Raw genomic sequence first — 19,755 nt, forward strand, 5'->3', positions numbered from 1 at the left:
CGCTGACCGTTACCATTCCGCGAAACCCCGGTGACGGCCTGCACATGGCCGCGACCCCTGTTCGGAGATGGTGCTGGATGAAAACCTGGATTGGAGGCGCCGTGCTGCTGGCCTGCACGACCATGGCGAGCGCGTCGACCCCGACGCCGCTGCAGGATCTGGATGCGACGGTCGAGCGCGTGCGCGCGCAGTTCGACGTGCCCGGCATTGCCGTGGCCGTGGTCAAGGATGGCCAGGTGGTGCTGGAACGCGGCTGGGGCGTGCGCGAGCAGGGCAGGCCGGAGCCGGTGCAGGCCGACACGCTGTTTGCCATTGCGTCCAACACCAAGGCGTTCACTGCCACTTCGCTGAACCTGCTGGCCGAAGACGGCAAGCTGAAGATGGATGACAAGGTGATCGACCACCTGCCGTCGTTCCGCATGTCCGACCCGTTCGTGACCGGGCAGATGACGATCCGCGACCTGCTCTCGCACCGCAGTGGCCTGAGCCTGGGTGCCGGTGACCTGCTGTTCTGGCCGACCACGTCCTACAGCAACGCCGAAGTGGTGCAGCGGCTGGGCAAGGTGCCGCTGAAGGGCGGTTTCCGCGAAAGCTATGCCTACGACAACATCCTGTACGCGGTCGCGCAGCAGGTGATCGAGCACATCTCGGGCATGAGCTACCAGCAGTTCCTGCAGACCCGCATCTTCGACAAGGTCGGCATGGCCGGCACGCGCTACAACGCTGATCACCTGAAGCCGGGCGACACGGCGGCCGTCGGCCACGCCAAGTACGATTTCAAGGACCTGCGCACGGTTGCGCCGCTGACCTGGTCGAACAATGCCGGCGCCGGTGGCATCTATTCCAGCGCGCATGACATGGCGCGCTGGATGCAGGTGCAGCTGGCCGAGGGCAAGCTGGCCGATGGCACGCCGCTGTTCACTGAGAAGAGCCAGCAGCAGATGTGGCGGATGATCACGCCGCAGTCGATCCCGGCGCCGAGCGTGCCGGAGCTGGCCCCGGCGCGGGCCAACTTTGCCGGCTATGGCGAAGGCTGGAGCCTGAGCGATTACCGCGGCCAGAAGCTGGTCTGGCACACCGGTGGCTGGCCGGGCATGGTCTCGCGGCTGACCCTGGTGCCGGGCGAGAAGCTGGGCGTGGTGGTGCTGACCAACCAGGAAGTGGGCGCGGCGTTCAACGCGATCACCCTGAGCGTGCTCGATGCCTACCTGGGTGGCGAGAGGCACGACTGGGTCGATGCCTACGCCAAGGCCTTGGCCAAGGGCCAGGACAAGGCCGATGAAGCCTGGGCCAAGCACCAGGCTGCACGGGACAAGCGCAGCACGCCGTCGCTGGCCCTGGCGGGCTACACCGGGACGTTCCGCGACCGCTGGTATGGCGACATGCAGGTCAGCAGCGAGGGCAAGGGCCTGCGCCTGCGCTTCATGAAGACCGCACAACTGAGCGGTCGCCTGGAGCACTGGCAGCACGACACCTTCATCGTGCGCTGGGATGATCGCTCGCTCAACGCCGATGCGTTCGTGAACTTCAATCTGGACCCGGATGGCAAGGTGCGCGACGTGCGCATGCAATCGATCTCCGACCTGACCGATTTCAGCTTCGATTTCCAGGACCTGCTGTTCACCCCGGTGGCCCGGTAGAGGCCAACCTTGGTTGGCCTGCGGTAGGGCGCCCGCCAAGGCGGGCGACGACCGGAGTGATCAGGCGATCGTCGGCTGGCGTACACATCCGGCGTGGGATACTCCGCCGCTTGCAAGAGGCGAGGGAATGCAATGTTCCGTTGGTTTGAATCCCTGATTCCGGTGTTCCCGCCCGTGGACGGGCGGATGCCACCGCGCAAGGTGCTGCCGTTCTACCTGCACTACCTGCGCCCGGTGTGGCCGGTGCTGCTGGCCACGCTCATCGCCGGCCTGCTGCTGGCGCTGGTGGAAGTGGCCATGTTCGATTACCTGGGCCGCATCGTCGACATGGTCGCTGAGCAGCCGGGTGCCGATTTCTTCAAGCGCCACGCCAATGAACTGGGCTGGATGCTGTTCATCACGGTCATCGCACGGCCGATCCTGGTCGGCCTGCACAACCTGCTGGTCAACCAGGCCATCGTGCCGGGCCTGAGCAACCGTTCGCGCTGGCTGATGCACAACTACGTGGTGCGGCAGAGCCTGAGCTTCTTCCAGAACGACTTCGCCGGCAGCGTCGCCAACCGGGTGATGCAGACCGGCACCTCGCTGCGCGAGTCGGCGGTGCAGATGGTCGATTCGCTCTGGTACATCGTGGTCTACACCGGCACGGCGCTGTACCTGTTCGCGCAGGCCGACTGGCGGCTGATGGTGCCGCTGATCCTGTGGCTGCTGGCCTATGCGGTGATCCTGGCCTACTTCGTGCCGCGCGCCAAGGAACGGGCCTGGATCGCCTCCGAAGCGCGCTCCAAGGCGATGGGCCGCATCGTCGATGGCTACACCAACATCCCCACGCTGAAGCTGTTCGCCCATGGCGGGCGCGAGCAGGCCTACGTGGCCGAGTCGATCCAGGAACTGGCGGTCAAGCACCGCGCACAGACCCGCATCACCACCGGCATGGACCTGACCATCGCCATCGTCAACGGCTTCCTGATTGCCGGTACCTGCGGGCTGGCGCTGTGGCTGTGGAACGGCGGCCACATCACGGTCGGCGCGATCACCCTGGCCACCGGCCTGGTGATCCGCATCCACAACATGTCCGGCTGGATCATGTGGACCATCAACGGCATCTTCGAGGACATCGGCACGGTGCAGGATGGCATCACCACCATCGCCCAGCCGCTGACCGTGCAGGACCGCGAGGATGCAGTGCCGCTGCAGGTGACCCGTGGCGGCGTGCATTTCCAGGACATCCACTTCCACTATGGCAAGAAGGGCGGCGTGATCGCCGGCCTGGACCTGGTGGTGAAGCCGGGCGAGAAGATCGGTCTGGTCGGCCCGTCCGGCGCCGGAAAATCGACCCTGGTCAACGTGCTGCTGCGCCTGTACGACCTGGAAAGCGGCCGCATCCTGATTGATGGCCAGGACATTGCGCATGTCACCCAGGAAAGCCTGCGCCAGCAGATCGGCGTGGTCACCCAGGACACCTCGCTGCTTCATCGCTCGATCCGCGACAACCTGCTGTACGGCCGTCCCGATGCGACCGAGGGCCAGCTGCGTGCCGCGGTGGCCAAGGCGCGTGCCGAAGCCTTCATCGATACGCTGGTGGACGGGCAGGGCCGTCGCGGCTACGACGCGCATGTCGGCGAGCGTGGCGTGAAGTTGTCCGGTGGCCAGCGCCAGCGCATCGCCATTGCCCGCGTGCTGTTGAAGGACGCACCGATCCTGGTGCTGGACGAGGCGACCTCGGCGCTGGACTCGGAAGTGGAAGCAGCGATCCAGGACAGCCTGGACGAACTGATGGGCGGCAAGACGGTGATCGCGATCGCGCACCGGCTGTCGACCATCGCGCGCATGGACCGGCTGGTGGTGATGGACCAGGGCCGCATCGTCGAGACCGGTACCCATGCCGAACTGATTGCGGCCGGCGGCCTGTATGCGCGGTTGTGGGCGCGGCAGACCGGTGGTTTCGTGGCGGCCGATCAGTGATCGCTCTGCTGCTGGCACTCGGCCTGGCGACCCCGGCCGCAACGGCGGCGACAGCGCCGGTGGAAGGCGACCAGCTCGAGCAGGTCGTCCTGCTCAGCCGCCACAACCTGCGCGCGCCGGTGGTGGGCTCCGGCGCTCTTGCCAACGCGACACCGCAAACCTGGCCGCGCTGGGACGTCGCTGCGGGTGAGCTGACCACCAAGGGCGGCGTGCTGGAGGTCTACATGGGCCGCTACATGGGCCAGTGGCTGCGCCAGGCGCATCTGCTGCCGCAGTCGGATTGCCCGCGGCCCGCCGACTTCCACGCCCATGCCAACAGCCTGCAGCGTACCCAGGCCACCGCGCAGTTTTTCGTGGCCGGTGCCTTCCCGGGCTGCCACGTTGTGATTGAACAGCGCATGCCGCTGGGCACCATGGACCCGCTGTTCAACCCGGTGATCCACCACGATGACGCGGCCTTCCGCGAACGCGCGCAGTCGGCGATGCAGCAGGCGTTGGTACGTTCGCAGCTGGAGCCGGCCCTGTCCGTGGTGGAGGCGATCACCCGCTATCCGCAGTCGGCGGCGTGCGAGGGCCATAGTGACTGCCGTCTGACCCTGGCCGGCACCCGCTTCAGCGCAGAGGCGGGCAAAGAGCCGCGCGTCTCCGGATCCCTGGCCCTGGCCAGCGGGCTGGTCGATGCCCTGCTGATGGAGCACTACCAGGGAAGTGGCATTCCGCGCGAAGGCTGGGGCCGGTTGAACACGGAGGCGCAATGGCAGGCACTGGCGCAGATCCGCAACGGCTACCAGGACATCCTGTTCGGAACACCCGAGGTGGCACGGGATGTGGCTGCCCCGCTGCTGGCACGCGTGGATGCGTTGTTGGAAGATCCCGCGTCGCCGAAGGTGACCCTGCTGGTCGGCCACGATTCCAACATCGGTTCCGTATTGGCGGCGCTGGGCGTCACCGACTACACGTTGCCGGGCCAGTATGAAAAGACACCGATCGGTGGCCTGCTGCAGTTCGAGCGCTGGCGTGACCGCCACAGCGGCGTGGAGCGTATCCGCCTGGCCTACGTCTACCCGACCAGCGCGCAGCTGCGTGATGCGCAGCCGCTGACCGAGGCGCAGCCGCCGGGCCGCGTCGCGCTGCGTGTGCCGGGGTGCGCGGCACAAGGCTGCACCGTCGCCGAATTCCAGCGCCTGCTGCATCCGGCAGCCCGCTGAGCCACGCCGCTAACGCAGCGGCGCGCGCACGATGCCGTGCGTGGCCATCAGGGTAAGATCGCCCCCCAGCCGCGGCGAGTGGAACGGGCCGCGTGCGTGCGCCGCGTCGAACAGGCCACCGTCCGGTGAGCGCAACCGGTAGAACTCGACCCAACCGCTGGCCTGCAGCGGCAGCTGTGCAACGCCGGTCTGTTCGTTGAACCATGCAGGGTCCTTGCTGCCTTCGATGACGCGGCGGGCAAGGCGGTCGATGGCGTGATCCCTGCTGGCGTACCAGTCCTGGCCGCGCAGCCGCGCCAGTTCGGCCATCACCACCAGCGGTGCCAGTGCATAGTCGTGGTAGTGCAGGGCGCGTTGCCCGCGCGCCATTTCCAGCGGCAGGCTGCCATCGTCCTGGATGTCATCGATGCCCTTCTGGAAGGCGGCGTGGCCGGCCCGCCACAGGGCCTCGTCATCGGTGGCCAGACCGGTGGCCAGCACGCCCAGGCCGCCCCAGTAGTAGTGGTTGTTGCGGCGCCGTTTCGGATTGTCCCAGTACGCCAGGTTGGCACGCGCCAGCTGTTGCAGCCACGGATCGATGCGCGCGCGCTGCTGCGGGTCGGCCTGGTCATGCACCTTCAGGTAGGCCATCGCCACCGCATCGAGCATCCACTGCCGCATGTAGAACGACTGATCGTTGTTGACCCGGATCATCTGCCCGAGCATTGCGCCGTCCTTCGCCCAGGCGCCGAGCCACGCCAGCGTGCACTGCGCCGCGGCGCGATCACCGTCGCGCAGGTAGTCGTCGCTCATGCGCGCCACGTCGGCGGCATAACGGTCCAGCGGCGCGGTGGCATCGTGGTTCTGCTGGTGCAGTGCCGGGTCGATCACCGAACCGGCCTTGTCGGTGTAGTAGCCCAGGGCGCGGATGTCGGGTTGCCCGGCCGGCGGCGACGGGCAGGCGGCGAAGGCCGTGCCGGCCGCCAAGGCAGCGGAAAGGAGGCCGAGGCGTAGCGCGAGTATCCGCATTGGAACCTGCAGGGAAAGGGAAGGCCGTGCGAACGATGCGCCCGGAGTCGTTTGCCAGTTGTGAGGCCGCGCAAGCCCGCTCTGCAAGTGTTCAGGACCGGAGCGGCGCCTGAAGCTCAAGAGTCGGCTAGTCTGTCGTCATCAATTCAGCGGGAGGGAGTGGCGATGAAAATCACGGATTTTCTCGTGATGGACGGTGAGGGTGACGAGATCCCTGCGGATCCGCATGGCAACCATGTGGCTTTCAACTGTTTCGAGTGCGGATACCCGGTAGTGGCTGGCTCATTGGAAAACGAGCGGGGCAGCGATGAGGATTGCCCTGCAGCCTGTCGTGGCTGTGGCGTTGAGTACTTCGTAGATCTGCGGCTGGGCTCAAAGAAAATGTACATCCATCTGCTCTGACCCGGCAGCAGCCCAAGCAGGGGCGAACAAAAAAAGCGGCCCGGGTTCCCCGGGCCGCTCCGCTTCATCTCACACCCGATCAATCACTCGATCGGCTGATCCAGCATCAGCTGGCGGGCGAAGCGCACCGGCGGTGCGCCGTAGGACAGCACCTGGTCGTGGTACGCCTTCAGGCTGAACTTGTCGCCCAGCTTTTCCTGCACCGCCTTGCGGGTGTCGAAGTGTTCCTGCGCACCGACGAAGTAGGTCGGCAGCTGCGCCGAGGTCAGCTGCGCACGCACCCACTTGCCCGCTGCTTCGCTTTCCTGCTGGAACGCGTCGTGGGTCATCAGGTGCATCGCCTTCTCGCGATCCCAGTTGTCCACGTGCACGCCCTGGTCGAGGATCGCGTTGGAGATCGTGCGCAGGTAGAACTTCAGCTGCACCAGGCGGAACAGCGGGTCGTTGTTGAGGTAACCCTGCTCCTGCATCATGCGCTCGGTGTAGACCGCCCAGCCTTCGGCGAACAGGCCCGAACGCAGCACCGCACGCAGGGTGGAGGGGAACTTGGCCGAGTGCCAGCCCTCCAGGTAGTGGCCCGGGGTGCCTTCGTGGATGCTCAGCAGGTGGATCATGCGCGAGTTGTACTCACGCAGGAACGAGTCGACCTGCTTTTCGTTCCAGTCGTCCGGAATCGGCGACACGGCGTAGAAGGTCTTCAGGTTCTTGTCCAGCGGGCCCGGCGAATCGCAGTAGGCCACGGCCACGCCACGCTGGAATTCCGGCATCAGGATGATGTCCACCGGCGCGTCGGGCAGGGTCACCAGGTCGTGTTCGCGCACGAACGCGGTGGACTGCTCCAGCGCGGCCTTGGCATCGTCAACCACCTTGTCGCGTGCCGGCTTGTCGGCGTAGGCCAGTTCCAGCGCGGCTTCGATCGCCTTCTGCTGCTGTTCGTCGGTCGGCTGGGCCGGCATCTCCGGCGCACCCGGCTTGTCTTTCAGCACGGTCTGCGCGATGCCGTACATGTCTTCGCGCACGCGCTTGAGTTCGGCGCGCGCACGCTCACCGATCTCCTGGCGCGACAGCGACGAACTCAGCGCGAACTTCAGCTTCTGGTCGTACTTTTCCGCACCGATGCGGAAGTCACCCTTGGCGTTCGGCACCAGGGTCTTGTCCAGCCAGGCCTGCTGCTCGTCCACTGCCTTCTTCAGGCCGTCGATGGCGGCCTGCAGGCGCTGCTGGTCGGCCTGCGGCAGTTCACCGATGTGCGGGGTGATGAAGGTATCGACGATGCTGAGGATGCCCTTGTTCTGCTTGGCCACCGTCTCGGCGTGGATCTTCGGCACGCGGGCCGGGTCCAGGTTCTCGCGGGCCTGGGCGAAGATCGCCGGCAGCTTTTCCATGCGCGCGGTGGCCGACTTCAGGCGCTCCGGCAGCGGCGCGAACTCGCGTGCCATCAGGCCATAGATCGCGCTGCCGGCAATGCCGTTGTACAGCTGCGGGTCCCACTTGCCGGACTGCAGTACTTCGGCATTCCAGATTTCCGACTGCAGCTGGTTGCGCAGGATCGCCGCGTCCACCTGGTTCTCGCGGCCCAGCTTGGCCACCTCGATCTTGTCCAGCTCGCCCAGCAGCGCCTTGTAGGCGGCCACGGTCTTCTGCTGGCCGGCGGCGCTCAGGTCGTCCAGCTCGCTGTCGTAGCGGTGGTCGCCGATCTGGGTGGCGCTGACCGGCGACAGCTGCATCCAGGTGTCCAGGGCGCGCTTGGACAGATCGGCGAAGGCGGCATCGACGGCGGCGTCACCGGCCTGCTGGCTGGCGGCCGGGGTGGAACCGGTGGTCGGGGCGTCGGCCGGCTGGCAACCGGCCAGGGCGGCGACCAGGGCGAGGGCAAGGAGATGCGGGCGCATCGGCGTTCCTGTACAGGGTCAAACCCCGAGCATAGGCCGCTGGGGCTGCTTTGTCCCCGTGCCATAGGATTACCATGGGCGCCGACAAGGACTCTCCAGCGGAGCGCAGGACATGGAATACCAGGGAAGCTGCCATTGCGGCAGGATCGCATTCACCGTACAGGCCGAAACGCCGATCAGCGATGTCATCGACTGCAACTGCTCGATGTGCCGGCGCCGCGGCGGTCTGCTGTGGTTCGCTCCGCGCGAGGCGTTCCAGCTGACCACCGACCCGGCCGACGTGGCCACCTACCACTTCAACAAGGCGCACATCGACCACCACCATTGCCGCGAATGCGGCATCGCGCCGTACAGCGAAGCGGTGGATCCGCGTACCGGCGCGCTGATGGTGGCGGTGAACGTGCGCTGCGTGCCGCAGGTGGACCTGGCCACGCTGGCGGTGATGTCCTACGACGGAGCTGCGCTTTGAGGCCGCTGCGTGCGTGGACGCGGGCCGCGGCGATGCCGGTGCTGCTGCTGGCGTTGGCTGCCTGCGCCCAGAGTGGCCAGCGGGCGGCGGAAGCAGGCGCAAGTGCGGCCGACGCCGCCGTTGCTTCGCCGGAAGGCGCGTTCCTTGCTTACGAGCATGACGTGCAGGTGCAGCTGGACGCGGCGCAGATCGCGCCCCGCATCCGGCAGATCGCCCAGGCCTGCCAGAGCGCGACGTTCGGCGACTGTGCGGTGCTGCAGGTCGACCAGCGCAGTGGCGAGCAGCCCAGTGGCGAGGTCAAGGTGCGTATCGCGCCCAAGGGGACCGAGCCGTTGATCGCCATGGCCGGCGAGGGCGGCACGCTGCAGTCGCGCAGTACGCGCGCCGAGGACCTCGCACAGCAGGTGGCCGACACCGCGCTGACCAGGGCGCGGCTGGAGAAGGAGCACGCGCGGCTGCTGTCCTACCAGGAGCGCAAGGATCTGAAGGTCGAGGACCTGATGGCGATCACCACGCGCCTGTCGGAGATCGAGGCGGGCGTCGAGCAGGCCAACAAGGAGGCCGCGCAGCAGCGCCGGCGCATCGATACCCAGCTGGTGACGCTCCATTTCGACACCACCTCCGGCCAGCGCAGCCGCAGCGAAATCGGTGACGCACTGCGTGAATCGGGCAGCATCCTCAGCACCAGCGTTGCGTTCCTGATCCGTGCCGCCGCCGCGTTGTTGCCGGTGGGCGTGTTGGCATTGATCTCCGCCTGGGGCGTGCGCGCGTGGTTGCGCCGTCGTCGTCGCCGCAAGCTGCCGCCCACTCCCTGATCCGTCTGTGGGGTGCCGGCCCTTGGCCGGCACTGCCAGCGTCAGCCTTCGTCGGTTTCGTATTCGACGAACACGTCCAGCTCGAGTGCCAGTTCCTGCACCGCATCGCGCACCTTCTGCGCGGTGCTTTCATTGCCGACTTCCACTTCCAGTTCGTGGATGCCCGGGCCGATGTCATCGGACAGTCCGGCCGAGCTGGAATCGTCGTCGTCCATGTGCGGCATCAGGTCGTCGGTTTCCTCGACGTGTTCGATGCCCTCCAGGCCGAGCAGCAGGTCGCTGATGGCGCGGGCGTCGTCTTCGGTTCCGGTGATGCGCAGTCGCAGCATGGCCATGGCATGGGTACGTTGTGGGGTTCGACAGCAGCCTAGCCAGCGCGAAGCAAAGAACGGGTGAGGGCGCAGTCAGTCGCGCGTGGCCGGGCGTCCCAGCAGGCTGTCCGGCAGCGCGGGTATCGGCGTGCGCTCGTCCTGCGCCTGCTCCAGCAGCCAGTCGATGAACAGGCGAGCGGCCTGGCTTGGCGGTTGTCCTTCCGCGTGCACCACGTGATAGGCATAGCGCGCCTTCAGCGCCGGTCCGGGCAGGCGCACCACCTCGTAGCGCTGCAGGTAGGGCTGGGCGATGTGGGTGCGCGCCAGCACCGCGCCCATGCCGTACACCGCGGCGCGCATCGCATCGGTACTGTCGGCGAAGGTATGCATCGGCGGCAGCGGCGAGGGCGGGCGCACGCCGGCATGGCGGAACCAGTCGCGCCAACCCTGCGGCGACAGGTCGGTCAGCAGTGGCAGGCCGGCGATGCGTGCCGGATCGGCCAGCGATTCAACGCCGGCCAGCGCCGGTGACGCCACCGGGAACAGATAGTCGTCCATCAGGTGCTGCGCGCGCAGGCCGGGCCACTGGCCCAGCCCATAACGGATGCCGACTTCCGGGCCGTTGTCGTCGTAGCGATCCAGCCCACTGCCAGTATGCAGCTCGATGCGGATGTGCGGGTGGGCCTGGGTGAAGCGCGGCAACCGGGGCAGCAGCCAGCAGTACGACAACGAGCGCAGCGTGGTGATCCGCAGTGGCACGCTGTCCGCAGCGGGATGCAGGTGGTGGGCGACGGCGGCCACATCGGTGAAAGCGGCGCTGGCGGCATCGGCCAGCTGCCGACCCTCGGCGGTCAGCCGCACCCCGCGGGCATGGCGCAGGAACAGGCGCGTTTCCAGCACTTCCTCCAGGCGGCGCACATGATGGCTGACCGCGCTGGCGGTCAGGTGCAGTTCCTGTGCGGCCTGGGCGAAGTTCTGGTGGCGCGCGGCGACCGCGAACACGGCCAGCGCGGGGAGCAGGGAAGGGCGTAGCTGCATGTCCAGCCTCAAACCATATTTGTGGCTGGCAGCGATACTACGCGCTTGTGCGGCGGGCGTCTTCGCCCGATCCTGTGTGCCTTGGCGAGGAACCGACGATGGACGGAGGCAGGGCATGAACGCGGTCCCACAGGCGGCCGAGCGCGACTGGCGCACGCCGCTGGAATTGACCCTGCTGGGCGCCATCTGGGGTTGCTCGTTCCTGTTCATGCGGGTGGCGGTGCCGTCGTTCGGCCCCTTTGCCCTGGTCGAGGTGCGGCTGATGCTGGGCGCGCTGGTGCTGCTGCCGTTCCTGTGGCACGCCCGCGCGCAGTTCCCGCCGCGGCGCTGGCTGTGGCTGGCCCCGATCGGCCTGATCAACTCGGCGCTGCCGTTCGTGCTGTTCGCCTATGCCGCCGAACAGGCACCGGCCGCGATCGGTGCGATCTGCAATGCCATGACGGTGCTGTTCGCCGCGCTGATCGCCTTCCTGTTCTTCGGCGAGAAGATCGGCATGCGCCGTGCCGGTGCGCTGCTGGTCGGATTTGCCGGCGTGGTGGTGCTGGCCACGGCCAAGGTGTCGGGCCTGAGCATCGGCACCGCGGTGATCGCCGGCGCTGCGGCATCGCTGCTGTACGGGTTGGGCGTAAATCTGGTGAAGCGCCACATGACCGGCCTGCCGTCGGCAGCCGCTGCTGCGGCGACGTTGTCGTGCGCCTCGCTGTGGATGCTGCCAATGGCGGTGAGCCACTGGCCACAGGCGGCGATTCCACTCAAGGCGTGGGGTGCGGCGATCGCGCTGGGCGTGGCCTGCACCGGCCTGGCGTTCCTGATGTTCTACCGCCTGATCGGTCGCATCGGCCCGTCACGCGCATCGACGGTGACCTACCTGATTCCGCTGTTCGGCGCGGCGTTTGCGTGGTTGTTCCTGGGGGAAGCGGTGACGGTGCAGATGCTGATTGCCGGTGGCCTGATTCTCGGCAGCGTGGCCGTCAGCCAGAAGGGTTGAGCGCTTCGACACCCTGGTAGTGCCGGGCGCTGCCCGGCAGCTCTTTTCCGCGCCTGCGGGGAGGTGTCACTTTCTTTGCTCGTGCAAAGAAAGTAACCAAAGAAACACGCCGCCGAGCCGCGAGCCGGTGCTGCGCACCGGTACCCTGCGCTCCTCGGCCCGTCGAGGGACGGCGCGGGAACTCGCTGCGCTCAGACACCCGCGCCTCTTCGCCCTCGCCGGACCTGCGGTGCTCGGCTCGCTCAAGGCGGACCCAACGTCCAAAGCGACCGCATCATTCGCCGTGCATGGTCCGGCACTGTCGCTGCTCGCACTCGCGGCTGTGGCCTTTGATCTGGGTCCGCCTTGAGCGAGCCGAGCATCGCAGGGGAATCAGGGGCGAAGAGGTGCCGATGTCTGAGCGCAGCGAGTTCGGCACCGTCCCCTGATTCACCGAGAAGCGCAGGGTACCGACGTGCGAAGCACGGCGGCTCGCGGTGTGGCGGCGCGTTTCTTTTGGTTACTTTTCTTTTCGCGCGAAAAGAAAAGTGACGCCCATGAACGATGAAGCGCCTTCAGCACGCGCCACGCGCAGAACCTGCAACGGCGTTACTTCACCGGCACCGGAATATTGCAGAGATCGATATGCCCCGCCGGGCGCTTGTAGAAATCATCCACGCGATTGCGCCGCGCCTCCACCGTTTCGGCGAAGGTCTTCGAATCGGTACGCAGCACCTGGATCGGCGTGCGCTCGGCCGCTGGCACGTCGCTGGCACGGCGGATCGACACGATCGGCGTGCGCAGCTTCGGGTCGGCATAGAAACCCATCGGCGCCGGTCCGCGCGGGGTCGCGCTGAGCAGCTCCATCCCCTTCAACACGCGTCCCACCAGGGTGATGTTGCGGTCCAGCTGGCGCGGCGACTGCCCGGTCACCACGTACAGTTCGGCGCCGATGCTGCTGTCTTCCTCGTTGCTGCGGCCGGCGCCGAGCATGCCGTAGCAGTGCGCCAGCCAGGCCTTGCCGGCCTGCGGATCCTGGCCGACCGGGAAGCCGTCAACGAAGCCGGTCTGCGCCGCCCAGCCATCGCGGTCCGGCAACACGCTCACCTTCAGGCCGGCGCTGGCGCGTTCGAATTCGGCGGGCAGCTTGCGCTCGGCGCTGCCGAACGGCTTGGCCTTGGCCGCGTCATCGGCGTCGGCATCGCCGAACTGCACCACGAAGTTGTCCTGCGAACGGTAGATGCTGGTGCCGTCCCAGAAGTGCTCGTGGGCGAAGGTCTGGATGTTGGCGACATGGCGCGGGGCGAACTGCGGCGCCAGTTCGATGATCACCCGGCCAGCCGGCAGGTCCATGTAGAGCAGGTTGGCCGGGTCCGGCGTGCGCCAGTCGCTGGCTGCCGACGCGTCGAGGATCTGCTGCGGGCTGCGGTAGGGCGTGGCCGCGCTGGCCAGCGCGGGCAGCAGGCAGGACAGGGCGAGGGCGGTCAGGGCAAGGCGACGGCGGTGCGGCATGGGATCCCCGGAACATGAACGAGGCTTCGATTCTGCGCGAGCGGCCCGGCCACGCCAACCGGCACGATGACTAACGACACATTCGCTATACCGAACTTCGCACTACTGTGGACTTCAACGTAGTGGAGGGCCGGTCATGGTCGAAGACGATGTCCACCTGAAGAAGTTCCAGAAGGAGCTGAGCGCTGGAACCGTGTCGCTGGCCCTGCTGGCGGTGCTCGCCCGGGCCGGGCAGCCGCTGTACGGCTACCTGATTGCCAAGGAGCTGGAGCGGGTGGGCGAGGGCGTGCTGAGCGGCAAGCAGAGCGCGCTGTACCCGGTGCTGCGCAACCTGGAAGGGGCCGGCCTGCTGGAAAGCCATGTCGAGCCGTCCAGCAGCGGGCCGCCGCGGCGCTACTACCGCATCAATGAACGTGGCCGCGAGGTGCTGGCGCAATGGCGCCAGGCCTGGCAGGCCACCCGTGATTCCGTCGATTCCGTGTTGGAGGGGGTACCGCAATGAACGACCCGAGCCTGGCAGGCCGTGCCCTGCCGACCACCATTCCGCAGTACCTGGCGCAGCTGCGCGCGGCGCTGGAAGGCGCCGACCCGGCGATGGTGCAGGACGCCCTGTACGACGCCGAGGAGTACCTGCGTTCGGAGCTGGCGGCGCAGCCCGGCCGCAGCGAGGCCGAGGTGATCGCCGACGTCGCCGGCAGCTATGGCGCGCCGGACGAAGTGGCCGAGATCTACCGCGAGACCGAAGTGACGGTGAACCGCGCGCTGCGCACGCCGCGTGCGGATACCTCGCCGGTGCTGCGTGCGGCAGCCGAGGCCAGTGGCGTCGAGCCGGCCGCACCGCCGCCGGCGCCGGTTCAGCGCTCACTGCTGGCGCGCGTCTTCGGCGTGGTGGCGGATCCGCATACCTACGGCGCGCTGTTCTACATGCTGCTGTCGCTGGCCACCGGCATCTTCTTCTTCACCTGGGTGGTGACCGGCCTGTCGCTGTCGCTGGGCCTGCTGATCCTGATCGTCGGCATTCCGCTGACCGTGCTGTTCTTCGGCTCGGTGCGCGGGCTGGCATTGCTGGAAGGGCGGCTGGTGGAAGCACTGCTGGGCGAACGCATGCCACGCCGTCCGCGCTACACCGACCGCAGCCGCACCTGGCTGCAGCGTATCGGCGACATGTTCACCGATGGCCGCACCTGGCTGACCCTGCTGTATTTCGTGCTGATGCTGCCGCTGGGCATCATCTACTTCACCATCGCGGTGACGCTGCTGTCGTTGTCGCTGGGCATGATCTGGGCACCGGTGGCGGCGATCTTCAGCGGCGACATCCCGGGCATCTATGTCGACGGCGTGAATGTGCTGCCGATGGCGGCCTCGCCGCTGGTAGCGATCGTGGTTGCAGCCGTGGGTGCGCTGCTGCTGGTGCTGACCCTGCACCTGGCGCGCGGCATCGGCAAGCTGCACGGGTTGATCGCCAAGAACCTGCTGGTGCGGCTGTAACCGCGAATCCACGCTTTGGCAGGTGCCAACCTCGGTTGGCACGCTCCATCCGCCATCGACATACCTGGCGGGCTCGGCTTCGGTAGGTGCCAACCTTGGTTGGCACAGGCGTACCGACCAAGGTCGGCACTCACACTGGCGTCTTACCCCGCCTTGCGGCGCAGCGGGGTGACGTTGCTCTTCTTCTTCGTGGCCTTCGCCGCCGGCGCCTCGGCATGCGCGGCGAAGAAGTCGCGCACCTTCGGGTACACCACTTCGCGCCAACGGCGGCCGCTGAAGATGCCGTAGTGGCCAGCACCTTCGACGATGAAATGCTCGCGGCGGTCCGCACTGATACCGGTGCACAGTGCCTGCGCCGCTTCGGTCTGGCCGAGGCCGGCGATGTCGTCCAGCTCGCCTTCGATGCTCAGCAGTGCAGTATCGCGGATGGCCGACGGATCGACCTTCTCGCCATTGACCACCCACTCGCCGCGCGGCAGCAGGAAGTCCTGGAACACTACGCGGATGGTGTCCAGGTAGTACTTGGCCGGCATGTCCAGCACCGCGTTGTACTCATCGTAGAAACGACGGTGCGCGTCGGCGTCTTCCAGGTCGCCCTTGACCAGGTCGGTGTAGAAATCCCAGTGCGAGCTGAAATGGCGGCTCGGGTTCATCGACAGGAAGCCGGCATGCTGCAGAAAGCCCGGATACACGCGGCGGCCGGCGCCGGGGTAGCTGGGCGGCACGGTGTGGATGACGTTGTTCTCGAACCACGACAGCGGGTTCTGCGTGGCCAGGTTGTTCACTGCAGTCGGGCTGCAGCGCGCATCGATCGGGCCACCCATCATCACCAGCGTGCGCGGCGTCGGCTCGCCACGGCTGGCCATCAGCGAAACCGCGGCCAGCACCGGCACGGTCGGCTGGCACACACTCACCACATGCAGGCGCTCCACGCCAAGGTGGCGTATGAATTCCTGGATGTAGGCGATGTAGTCGTCCAGGCCGAACTCGCCTTCGCTGGCCGGCACCATGCGTGCGTCGACCCAGTCGGTGACGTACACGCGGTGGTCGCGCAGCAGGGTGCGCACGGTATCGCGCAGCAGGGTGGCGTGGTGGCCGGACAGCGGCGCCACCACCAGCACGAACGGCTGGTTGAGCATGGTGTGCAGCTGGTCGGCTTCATTGCTGTGGCGCTTGAAGCGCAGCAGCTTGCAGAACGGCTTGCTCACTTCCTCGTGCACCACGATCGGCACGCGCTCGCCATCGACGTCGATCTCGTTGATGCCCCACTCGGGCTTCTCGTAATCCTTGCCGATGCGATGGAACAACTCGTTGACCGCGGCCAGGCGATCGGCACCCGGCATCTGCGACCACCAGTGGCCCGGGTTGGCGAAGAACTTGGCGTTGGCCTGGGCCTGGTGCACCCAGGGGGCGAGCAGGTTGCGGGTCAGTTCGTGCAGTTGATAGAGCATGACGACCGAATATGTATGGTCATATGTTGCCGCGCAGCATATCCCATCCGGGTGTCCCGCAGGTTAAGTCGGATGAAAATAATGAATCCGGATTCACATCCGTTCCAGCGCGGCCGTATCACCTGCCAGGGCGGGGCCGAGCCAGCAGTGCGACCCTACCGGCTGCAGGCCGTGGCGGGCCAGTTCGCGCCGGTACCAGCGCGCCTGGCGGGCCTGGAAGCCATCGTGATCGCCTTCGAACGCGTCCTCGGCGGCGAAGGTCTCCAGGAAGGCCACGCCGCCAGTCAGCTCGGCCACGCCGGCCAGGCCGGCACGCAGTTCGCGGTTGGGCACGTAGTGCATCACGTCCGAGCAGACCAGCAGGTCGACCGGGGCGCAGGGCCGCAACCAGGCGAAATCACCGAAGCGGGCCAGATGCAGGTTACGGGTGCGGCCGTAGCGGCGCACAGCGTACTCGCTGCTGTCGAAGCCGAGGTATTCGACTTTCGGACGCAGCTTCAGCAGCGGCGCGCGCCAGGCGCCTTCGCCGCAGCCGATGTCCAGCACGCTGCGGATCGGCCGCTCCAGGTAGTACTCGGCGCTGGCCACGGCCAACGCGACCTTGCGTGCCAGGCGGGCGCTGCCGCCGATGTCGGCGCGGCGGTACCAGCGCTGGAAGTAGGCGGCGTCGTAGGTCTTGTCCATGGGGCGGTGCATGATCGGGGAAAACGGCGCCTATCGTACGGTGTTGCGGCGCGCCATGCGTCGATGTGTCGCGGCGGTGGCACGCGGGGTGGTCCGGCCACGGCATGCGAGAATGACCGCCCATCTACGCCAGCCGCCGGAGCAAGCGCATGCAGAGCTACTACTGGGTGAAGACCTTCCACATCGTGTTCGTGGTGGCGTGGATGGCGACGGTGTTCTATCTGCCGCGCATCCTGGTCAACCTGGCCGAAACCGCGGGCCAGCCGGCGGTGACCGAGCGCCTGCAGCTGATGGGCCTGCGCCTGTACCGCTTCGGCCATTCGATGTTCGGCCTGGCCTTCCTGCTGGGCCTGGTGCTGTGGCTGGGCTACAAGGTCATCCCGGATTTCCCGACCATGGTCGCGCCGGGCGGCGCTGGTTGGCTGCATGCCAAGCTGGGGCTGGTGGTGGTGCTGCTGGCGTATTTCATCTGGATCGGGCGCCTGCTGAAGGGTGTGGCCAAGGGCCGGGCGCTGCCGTCGTCACGCGCGCTGCGCTGGATCAACGAGATTCCGCTGCTGGCGTTCATTCCGATCGTGTGGCTGGTGCTGGCCAAGCCGTTCTGAGATCCCGCGTGCTCGAACATGTCACTTTCTTGCCCGTGCAAGAAAGTAACCAAAGAACACGCCGCCGAACGCGAGCCGGTGCTGCGCACCGGTTCCCTGCGCTTCTCGGTGAATCAGGGGACGGCGCCGAACTCGCTGCGCTCAGACACCGGCGCCTCTTCGCCCCTGATTCCCCTGCGATGCTCGGCTCACTCATGGCGGACCCGAACGTCAACGGCCGCAGCTGCACCCAGTAGATTCACGCCATGCGTAGATGCTGTGCGAGGTACAGACAAAAAAAGCCGGGCATCTGCCCGGCTCTTTTTTATCCGACGTCAGGTAGCGATCACGCCGCTTCGTACGTGCCGTAGCTGCGCAGGCGGGTGTAGCGCTGTTCCAGCAGCTGTTCGGTGGACAGCTTTTCCAGCGCGTCCAGTTCGTTCAGCAGCACGGCCTTCAGGCGCTTGGCCATCTGCATCGGGTTGCGGTGGGCGCCGCCGGTCGGCTCGCGCACGACCTTGTCGACCAGGCCCAGGCTCTTCAGGCGCGGGGCGGTCAGGCCCAGCTGCTCGGCCGCGTCCTTGGCCTTGCCGGCGTCCTTCCACAGGATCGAGGCGCAGCCTTCCGGGGTGATGGTCGAGTACACCGAGTACTCCAGCATCACGGTGCGGTCGCCCACGCCCAGCGCCAGCGCACCGCCGGAGCCGCCTTCACCGATCACGGTGCAGATGATCGGCACCTTCAGTTCGGCCATCTCGATCAGGTTGCGTGCGATCGCTTCGGACTGGCCGCGCGATTCGGCGTCGATGCCCGGCCAGGCGCCGGCGGTGTCGATCAGGGTCAGCACCGGCAGGCCGAAGCGTTCGGCCATCTTCATCAGGCGCAGCGCCTTGCGGTAACCCTCCGGCTTGGGCATGCCGAAGTTGCGCTTGATCTTTTCCTTGGTGTCGCGACCCTTCTGATGGCCGATCACCATCACCGCGCGGCCGTTGATGCGGGCCAGGCCGCCCATGATGGCCTTGTCGTCGGCGAAGGCACGATCACCGGCCAGTTCCTGGAACTCATCGCAGATGATGCGGATGTAGTCGGCGGTGTACGGGCGCGAGGGGTGACGGGCCAGCTGCAGCACCTGCCATGAGGTCAGGTTGCGGAAGATCTGCGCGGTGCGCATGCGCAGCTTGTCCTGCAGCGCGTGCACTTCGGCCTCGACATTGACCGCCGGCCCGGCACTGGCGTTGCGCAGCTCCTGGATCTTGGCTTCCAGGTCGGCGATGGGTTGCTCGAAGTCGAGGTAGTTCGGATTCATCGGAAGCCGTCGTGTAAAGAAGAGGGGAATTCTAGCCGAATGCGTGCAAACCGCCCGTACGCCCTCGTCTGGAAGGCGACGGTAGCGCAGCCGGGCAGGGGGCGCCAGTCAGCTCAGGGCACGACCAGGGCGCTGTGCCCCATCAGCTGGCTGCGCTGCGAGACGAAGTCGTTGTAAGCCTCGTTGGCCTCCCGGCCCAGGCCGCTGCCGAGGCTGGCGGTGGCCGAAGTGAAGGTCATCTGTGCGGCGAAGTCCTGCTTGCGCAGGGCCTTCTGTTCATCGGCGGTGGTGGCCTTCAGCCAGCGCGCATAGACCTCGCGCAGGGGCGCGGCATGCGCTTCAAAGGCGGGCACCAGCGCCGGCAGGCTGGCCGGAGCCGGTTCCAGGCTGAATACCGGGGCCACGTAGCCGGCCGGCTGCTCGCGCTTGAACGCGCCGGGTTCGCCCATGCCTTCTTCCACGTAGGTGATGAAGTCGGGGGCGGTGAACACCTTTGCCACGATCTGGCCGCCGCTGGAGTCGACATGGGCCACCACCTTTTCCTTCGGGAATGGTTCGCGCACGCCGTAGGTCCAGGTCTTGTCGATGAACAGCGCGTGGCTCTTCTCGAACGGGCCTTCGAAGTCGACCCCGCCCAGCTCGATCCCCTTGTTGCCAACGCCGAAATTCTTCAGCTTGCTCTCGTCGGTGACATAGATCTCGCGGGCGATGACGTACTCGCTCAGGGTCGGGTTGATCAGGCCACCACGGCCGTCGACGTAGACGATGAAGCGCACGTCACCGAGTTTCTCGCTGTGCAGGCGGTGCTCGCCCACGGCCAGCGAGATCGGGCGCGAACCGTGCGCGGCCACCGGCAGCTCCTTGCCGTCAATGCTCAGCGCCAGCGGCGTGGCGGTCGGATTGTCGATCTGGAACTCGATCTTCGACGGCGAACAGGCAGCCAGCGCCAGCGCGGCGGCGAACGGGAACAGGAGGGTCTTCATCGGCCATCGTCCTTGATATCTGGAACGGGAAA

At 66.9% G+C, this 19,755-nt stretch carries 19 protein-coding genes; 10 read left to right on the top strand and 9 right to left on the bottom strand.

Annotated elements, in window-relative coordinates:
- The first annotated feature begins 77 nt into the window (after window positions 1-77).
- The 3 genes from N440_RS04165 to agp all read left to right on the top strand — a co-directional run bounded on the left by N440_RS04165 (window position 78) and on the right by agp (window position 4,813).
- Complete coding sequence (locus N440_RS04165) at window positions 78-1,640, top strand: serine hydrolase (RefSeq protein WP_133934186.1); 1,563 nt, start codon at window positions 78-80, stop codon at window positions 1,638-1,640.
- A 132-nt stretch (window positions 1,641-1,772) separates the two neighbouring features.
- Window positions 1,773-3,605, top strand: a complete 1,833-nt coding sequence (gene smrA / locus N440_RS04170; protein ID WP_133934187.1) for a multidrug efflux ABC transporter SmrA — start codon at window positions 1,773-1,775, stop codon at window positions 3,603-3,605.
- On the top strand, window positions 3,602-4,813 hold the full coding sequence (gene agp / locus N440_RS04175) for a bifunctional glucose-1-phosphatase/inositol phosphatase (protein WP_133934188.1): 1,212 nt from the start codon (window positions 3,602-3,604) through the stop codon (window positions 4,811-4,813). Before smrA ends, agp begins: the two co-directional genes overlap by 4 nt.
- Window positions 4,814-4,822: 9 nt before the next feature.
- On the opposite strand, the gene N440_RS04180 is transcribed toward agp, so the two are convergent.
- The gene (locus tag N440_RS04180) at window positions 4,823-5,821 is read right to left on the bottom strand and encodes a polysaccharide lyase (protein ID WP_133934189.1); all 999 of its coding nucleotides are present in this window, start codon (window positions 5,819-5,821) and stop codon (window positions 4,823-4,825) included.
- A gap of 165 nt (window positions 5,822-5,986) precedes the next feature.
- Between N440_RS04180 and N440_RS04185 the strand changes: the two genes are divergently transcribed.
- Window positions 5,987-6,223 carry a hypothetical protein gene (locus tag N440_RS04185; protein ID WP_049456456.1) on the top strand — a complete coding sequence of 79 codons (237 nt, stop codon included), beginning with the start codon at window positions 5,987-5,989 and terminating at the stop codon, window positions 6,221-6,223.
- Window positions 6,224-6,306: 83 nt separating this feature from the next.
- Here N440_RS04185 and N440_RS04190 read toward each other — a convergent pair whose 3' ends face one another.
- Window positions 6,307-8,115 (bottom strand): DUF885 domain-containing protein, encoded by a 1,809-nt coding sequence (locus tag N440_RS04190; RefSeq protein ID WP_133934190.1) that lies wholly within the window; start codon window positions 8,113-8,115, stop codon window positions 6,307-6,309.
- Between the two features lie 112 nt (window positions 8,116-8,227).
- Between N440_RS04190 and N440_RS04195 the strand changes: the two genes are divergently transcribed.
- Both N440_RS04195 and N440_RS04200 read left to right on the top strand, forming a co-directional pair.
- Window positions 8,228-8,584, top strand: coding sequence for a GFA family protein (locus N440_RS04195; protein WP_133934191.1), 357 nt, complete (start codon window positions 8,228-8,230; stop codon window positions 8,582-8,584).
- Between the two features lie 32 nt (window positions 8,585-8,616).
- Window positions 8,617-9,399 carry a DUF4349 domain-containing protein gene (locus tag N440_RS04200; RefSeq protein WP_133935973.1) on the top strand — a complete coding sequence of 261 codons (783 nt, stop codon included), beginning with the start codon at window positions 8,617-8,619 and terminating at the stop codon, window positions 9,397-9,399.
- 41 nt (window positions 9,400-9,440) lie between these two features.
- Here the strand turns inward: N440_RS04200 and N440_RS04205 are convergent, their stop codons facing one another.
- Both N440_RS04205 and N440_RS04210 read right to left on the bottom strand, forming a co-directional pair.
- Entirely contained in the window at window positions 9,441-9,734 is a 294-nt protein-coding gene (locus N440_RS04205) for a hypothetical protein (RefSeq protein ID WP_005408721.1), read from the bottom strand.
- A gap of 69 nt (window positions 9,735-9,803) precedes the next feature.
- Window positions 9,804-10,748, bottom strand: coding sequence for a LysR substrate-binding domain-containing protein (locus N440_RS04210; protein WP_133934192.1), 945 nt, complete (start codon window positions 10,746-10,748; stop codon window positions 9,804-9,806).
- A 115-nt stretch (window positions 10,749-10,863) separates the two neighbouring features.
- Between N440_RS04210 and N440_RS04215 the strand changes: the two genes are divergently transcribed.
- Window positions 10,864-11,736 carry a DMT family transporter gene (locus tag N440_RS04215; protein ID WP_133934193.1) on the top strand — a complete coding sequence of 291 codons (873 nt, stop codon included), beginning with the start codon at window positions 10,864-10,866 and terminating at the stop codon, window positions 11,734-11,736.
- Window positions 11,737-12,324: 588 nt separating this feature from the next.
- Here the strand turns inward: N440_RS04215 and N440_RS04220 are convergent.
- Window positions 12,325-13,227 (bottom strand): peptidylprolyl isomerase, encoded by a 903-nt coding sequence (locus N440_RS04220; RefSeq protein ID WP_133934194.1) that lies wholly within the window; start codon window positions 13,225-13,227, stop codon window positions 12,325-12,327.
- A gap of 136 nt (window positions 13,228-13,363) precedes the next feature.
- On the opposite strand from N440_RS04220, the gene N440_RS04225 reads away from it, so the two are divergent.
- Entirely contained in the window at window positions 13,364-13,729 is a 366-nt protein-coding gene (locus N440_RS04225; protein WP_049458153.1) for a PadR family transcriptional regulator, read from the top strand.
- Window positions 13,726-14,715, top strand: coding sequence for a sensor domain-containing protein (locus tag N440_RS04230; RefSeq protein WP_133934195.1), 990 nt, complete (start codon window positions 13,726-13,728; stop codon window positions 14,713-14,715). The genes N440_RS04225 and N440_RS04230 overlap by 4 nt, the downstream gene beginning before the upstream one ends.
- A 143-nt stretch (window positions 14,716-14,858) precedes the next feature.
- On the opposite strand, the gene phaZ is transcribed toward N440_RS04230, so the two are convergent.
- Window positions 14,859-16,166, bottom strand: a complete 1,308-nt coding sequence (phaZ, locus tag N440_RS04235; protein WP_133934196.1) for a polyhydroxyalkanoate depolymerase — start codon at window positions 16,164-16,166, stop codon at window positions 14,859-14,861.
- Window positions 16,167-16,259: 93 nt separating this feature from the next.
- Window positions 16,260-16,850, bottom strand: coding sequence for a class I SAM-dependent methyltransferase (locus N440_RS04240; RefSeq protein WP_133934197.1), 591 nt, complete (start codon window positions 16,848-16,850; stop codon window positions 16,260-16,262).
- 149 nt (window positions 16,851-16,999) lie between these two features.
- On the opposite strand from N440_RS04240, the gene N440_RS04245 reads away from it, so the two are divergent.
- Complete coding sequence (locus N440_RS04245) at window positions 17,000-17,455, top strand: CopD family protein (protein ID WP_014036492.1); 456 nt, start codon at window positions 17,000-17,002, stop codon at window positions 17,453-17,455.
- Window positions 17,456-17,780: 325 nt separating this feature from the next.
- Here N440_RS04245 and N440_RS04250 read toward each other — a convergent pair whose 3' ends face one another.
- Window positions 17,781-18,740: an acetyl-CoA carboxylase carboxyltransferase subunit alpha gene (locus N440_RS04250; protein ID WP_133934198.1), complete on the bottom strand. Its 960-nt coding sequence runs from the start codon at window positions 18,738-18,740 to the stop codon at window positions 17,781-17,783.
- Between the two features lie 113 nt (window positions 18,741-18,853).
- Entirely contained in the window at window positions 18,854-19,723 is an 870-nt protein-coding gene (locus N440_RS04255; protein WP_133934199.1) for a hypothetical protein, read from the bottom strand.
- Window positions 19,724-19,755: the final 32 nt, after the last annotated feature.

Source organism: Stenotrophomonas sp. CC22-02 (assembly GCF_004365115.1).
Lineage (GTDB): Bacteria > Pseudomonadota > Gammaproteobacteria > Xanthomonadales > Xanthomonadaceae > Stenotrophomonas > Stenotrophomonas forensis.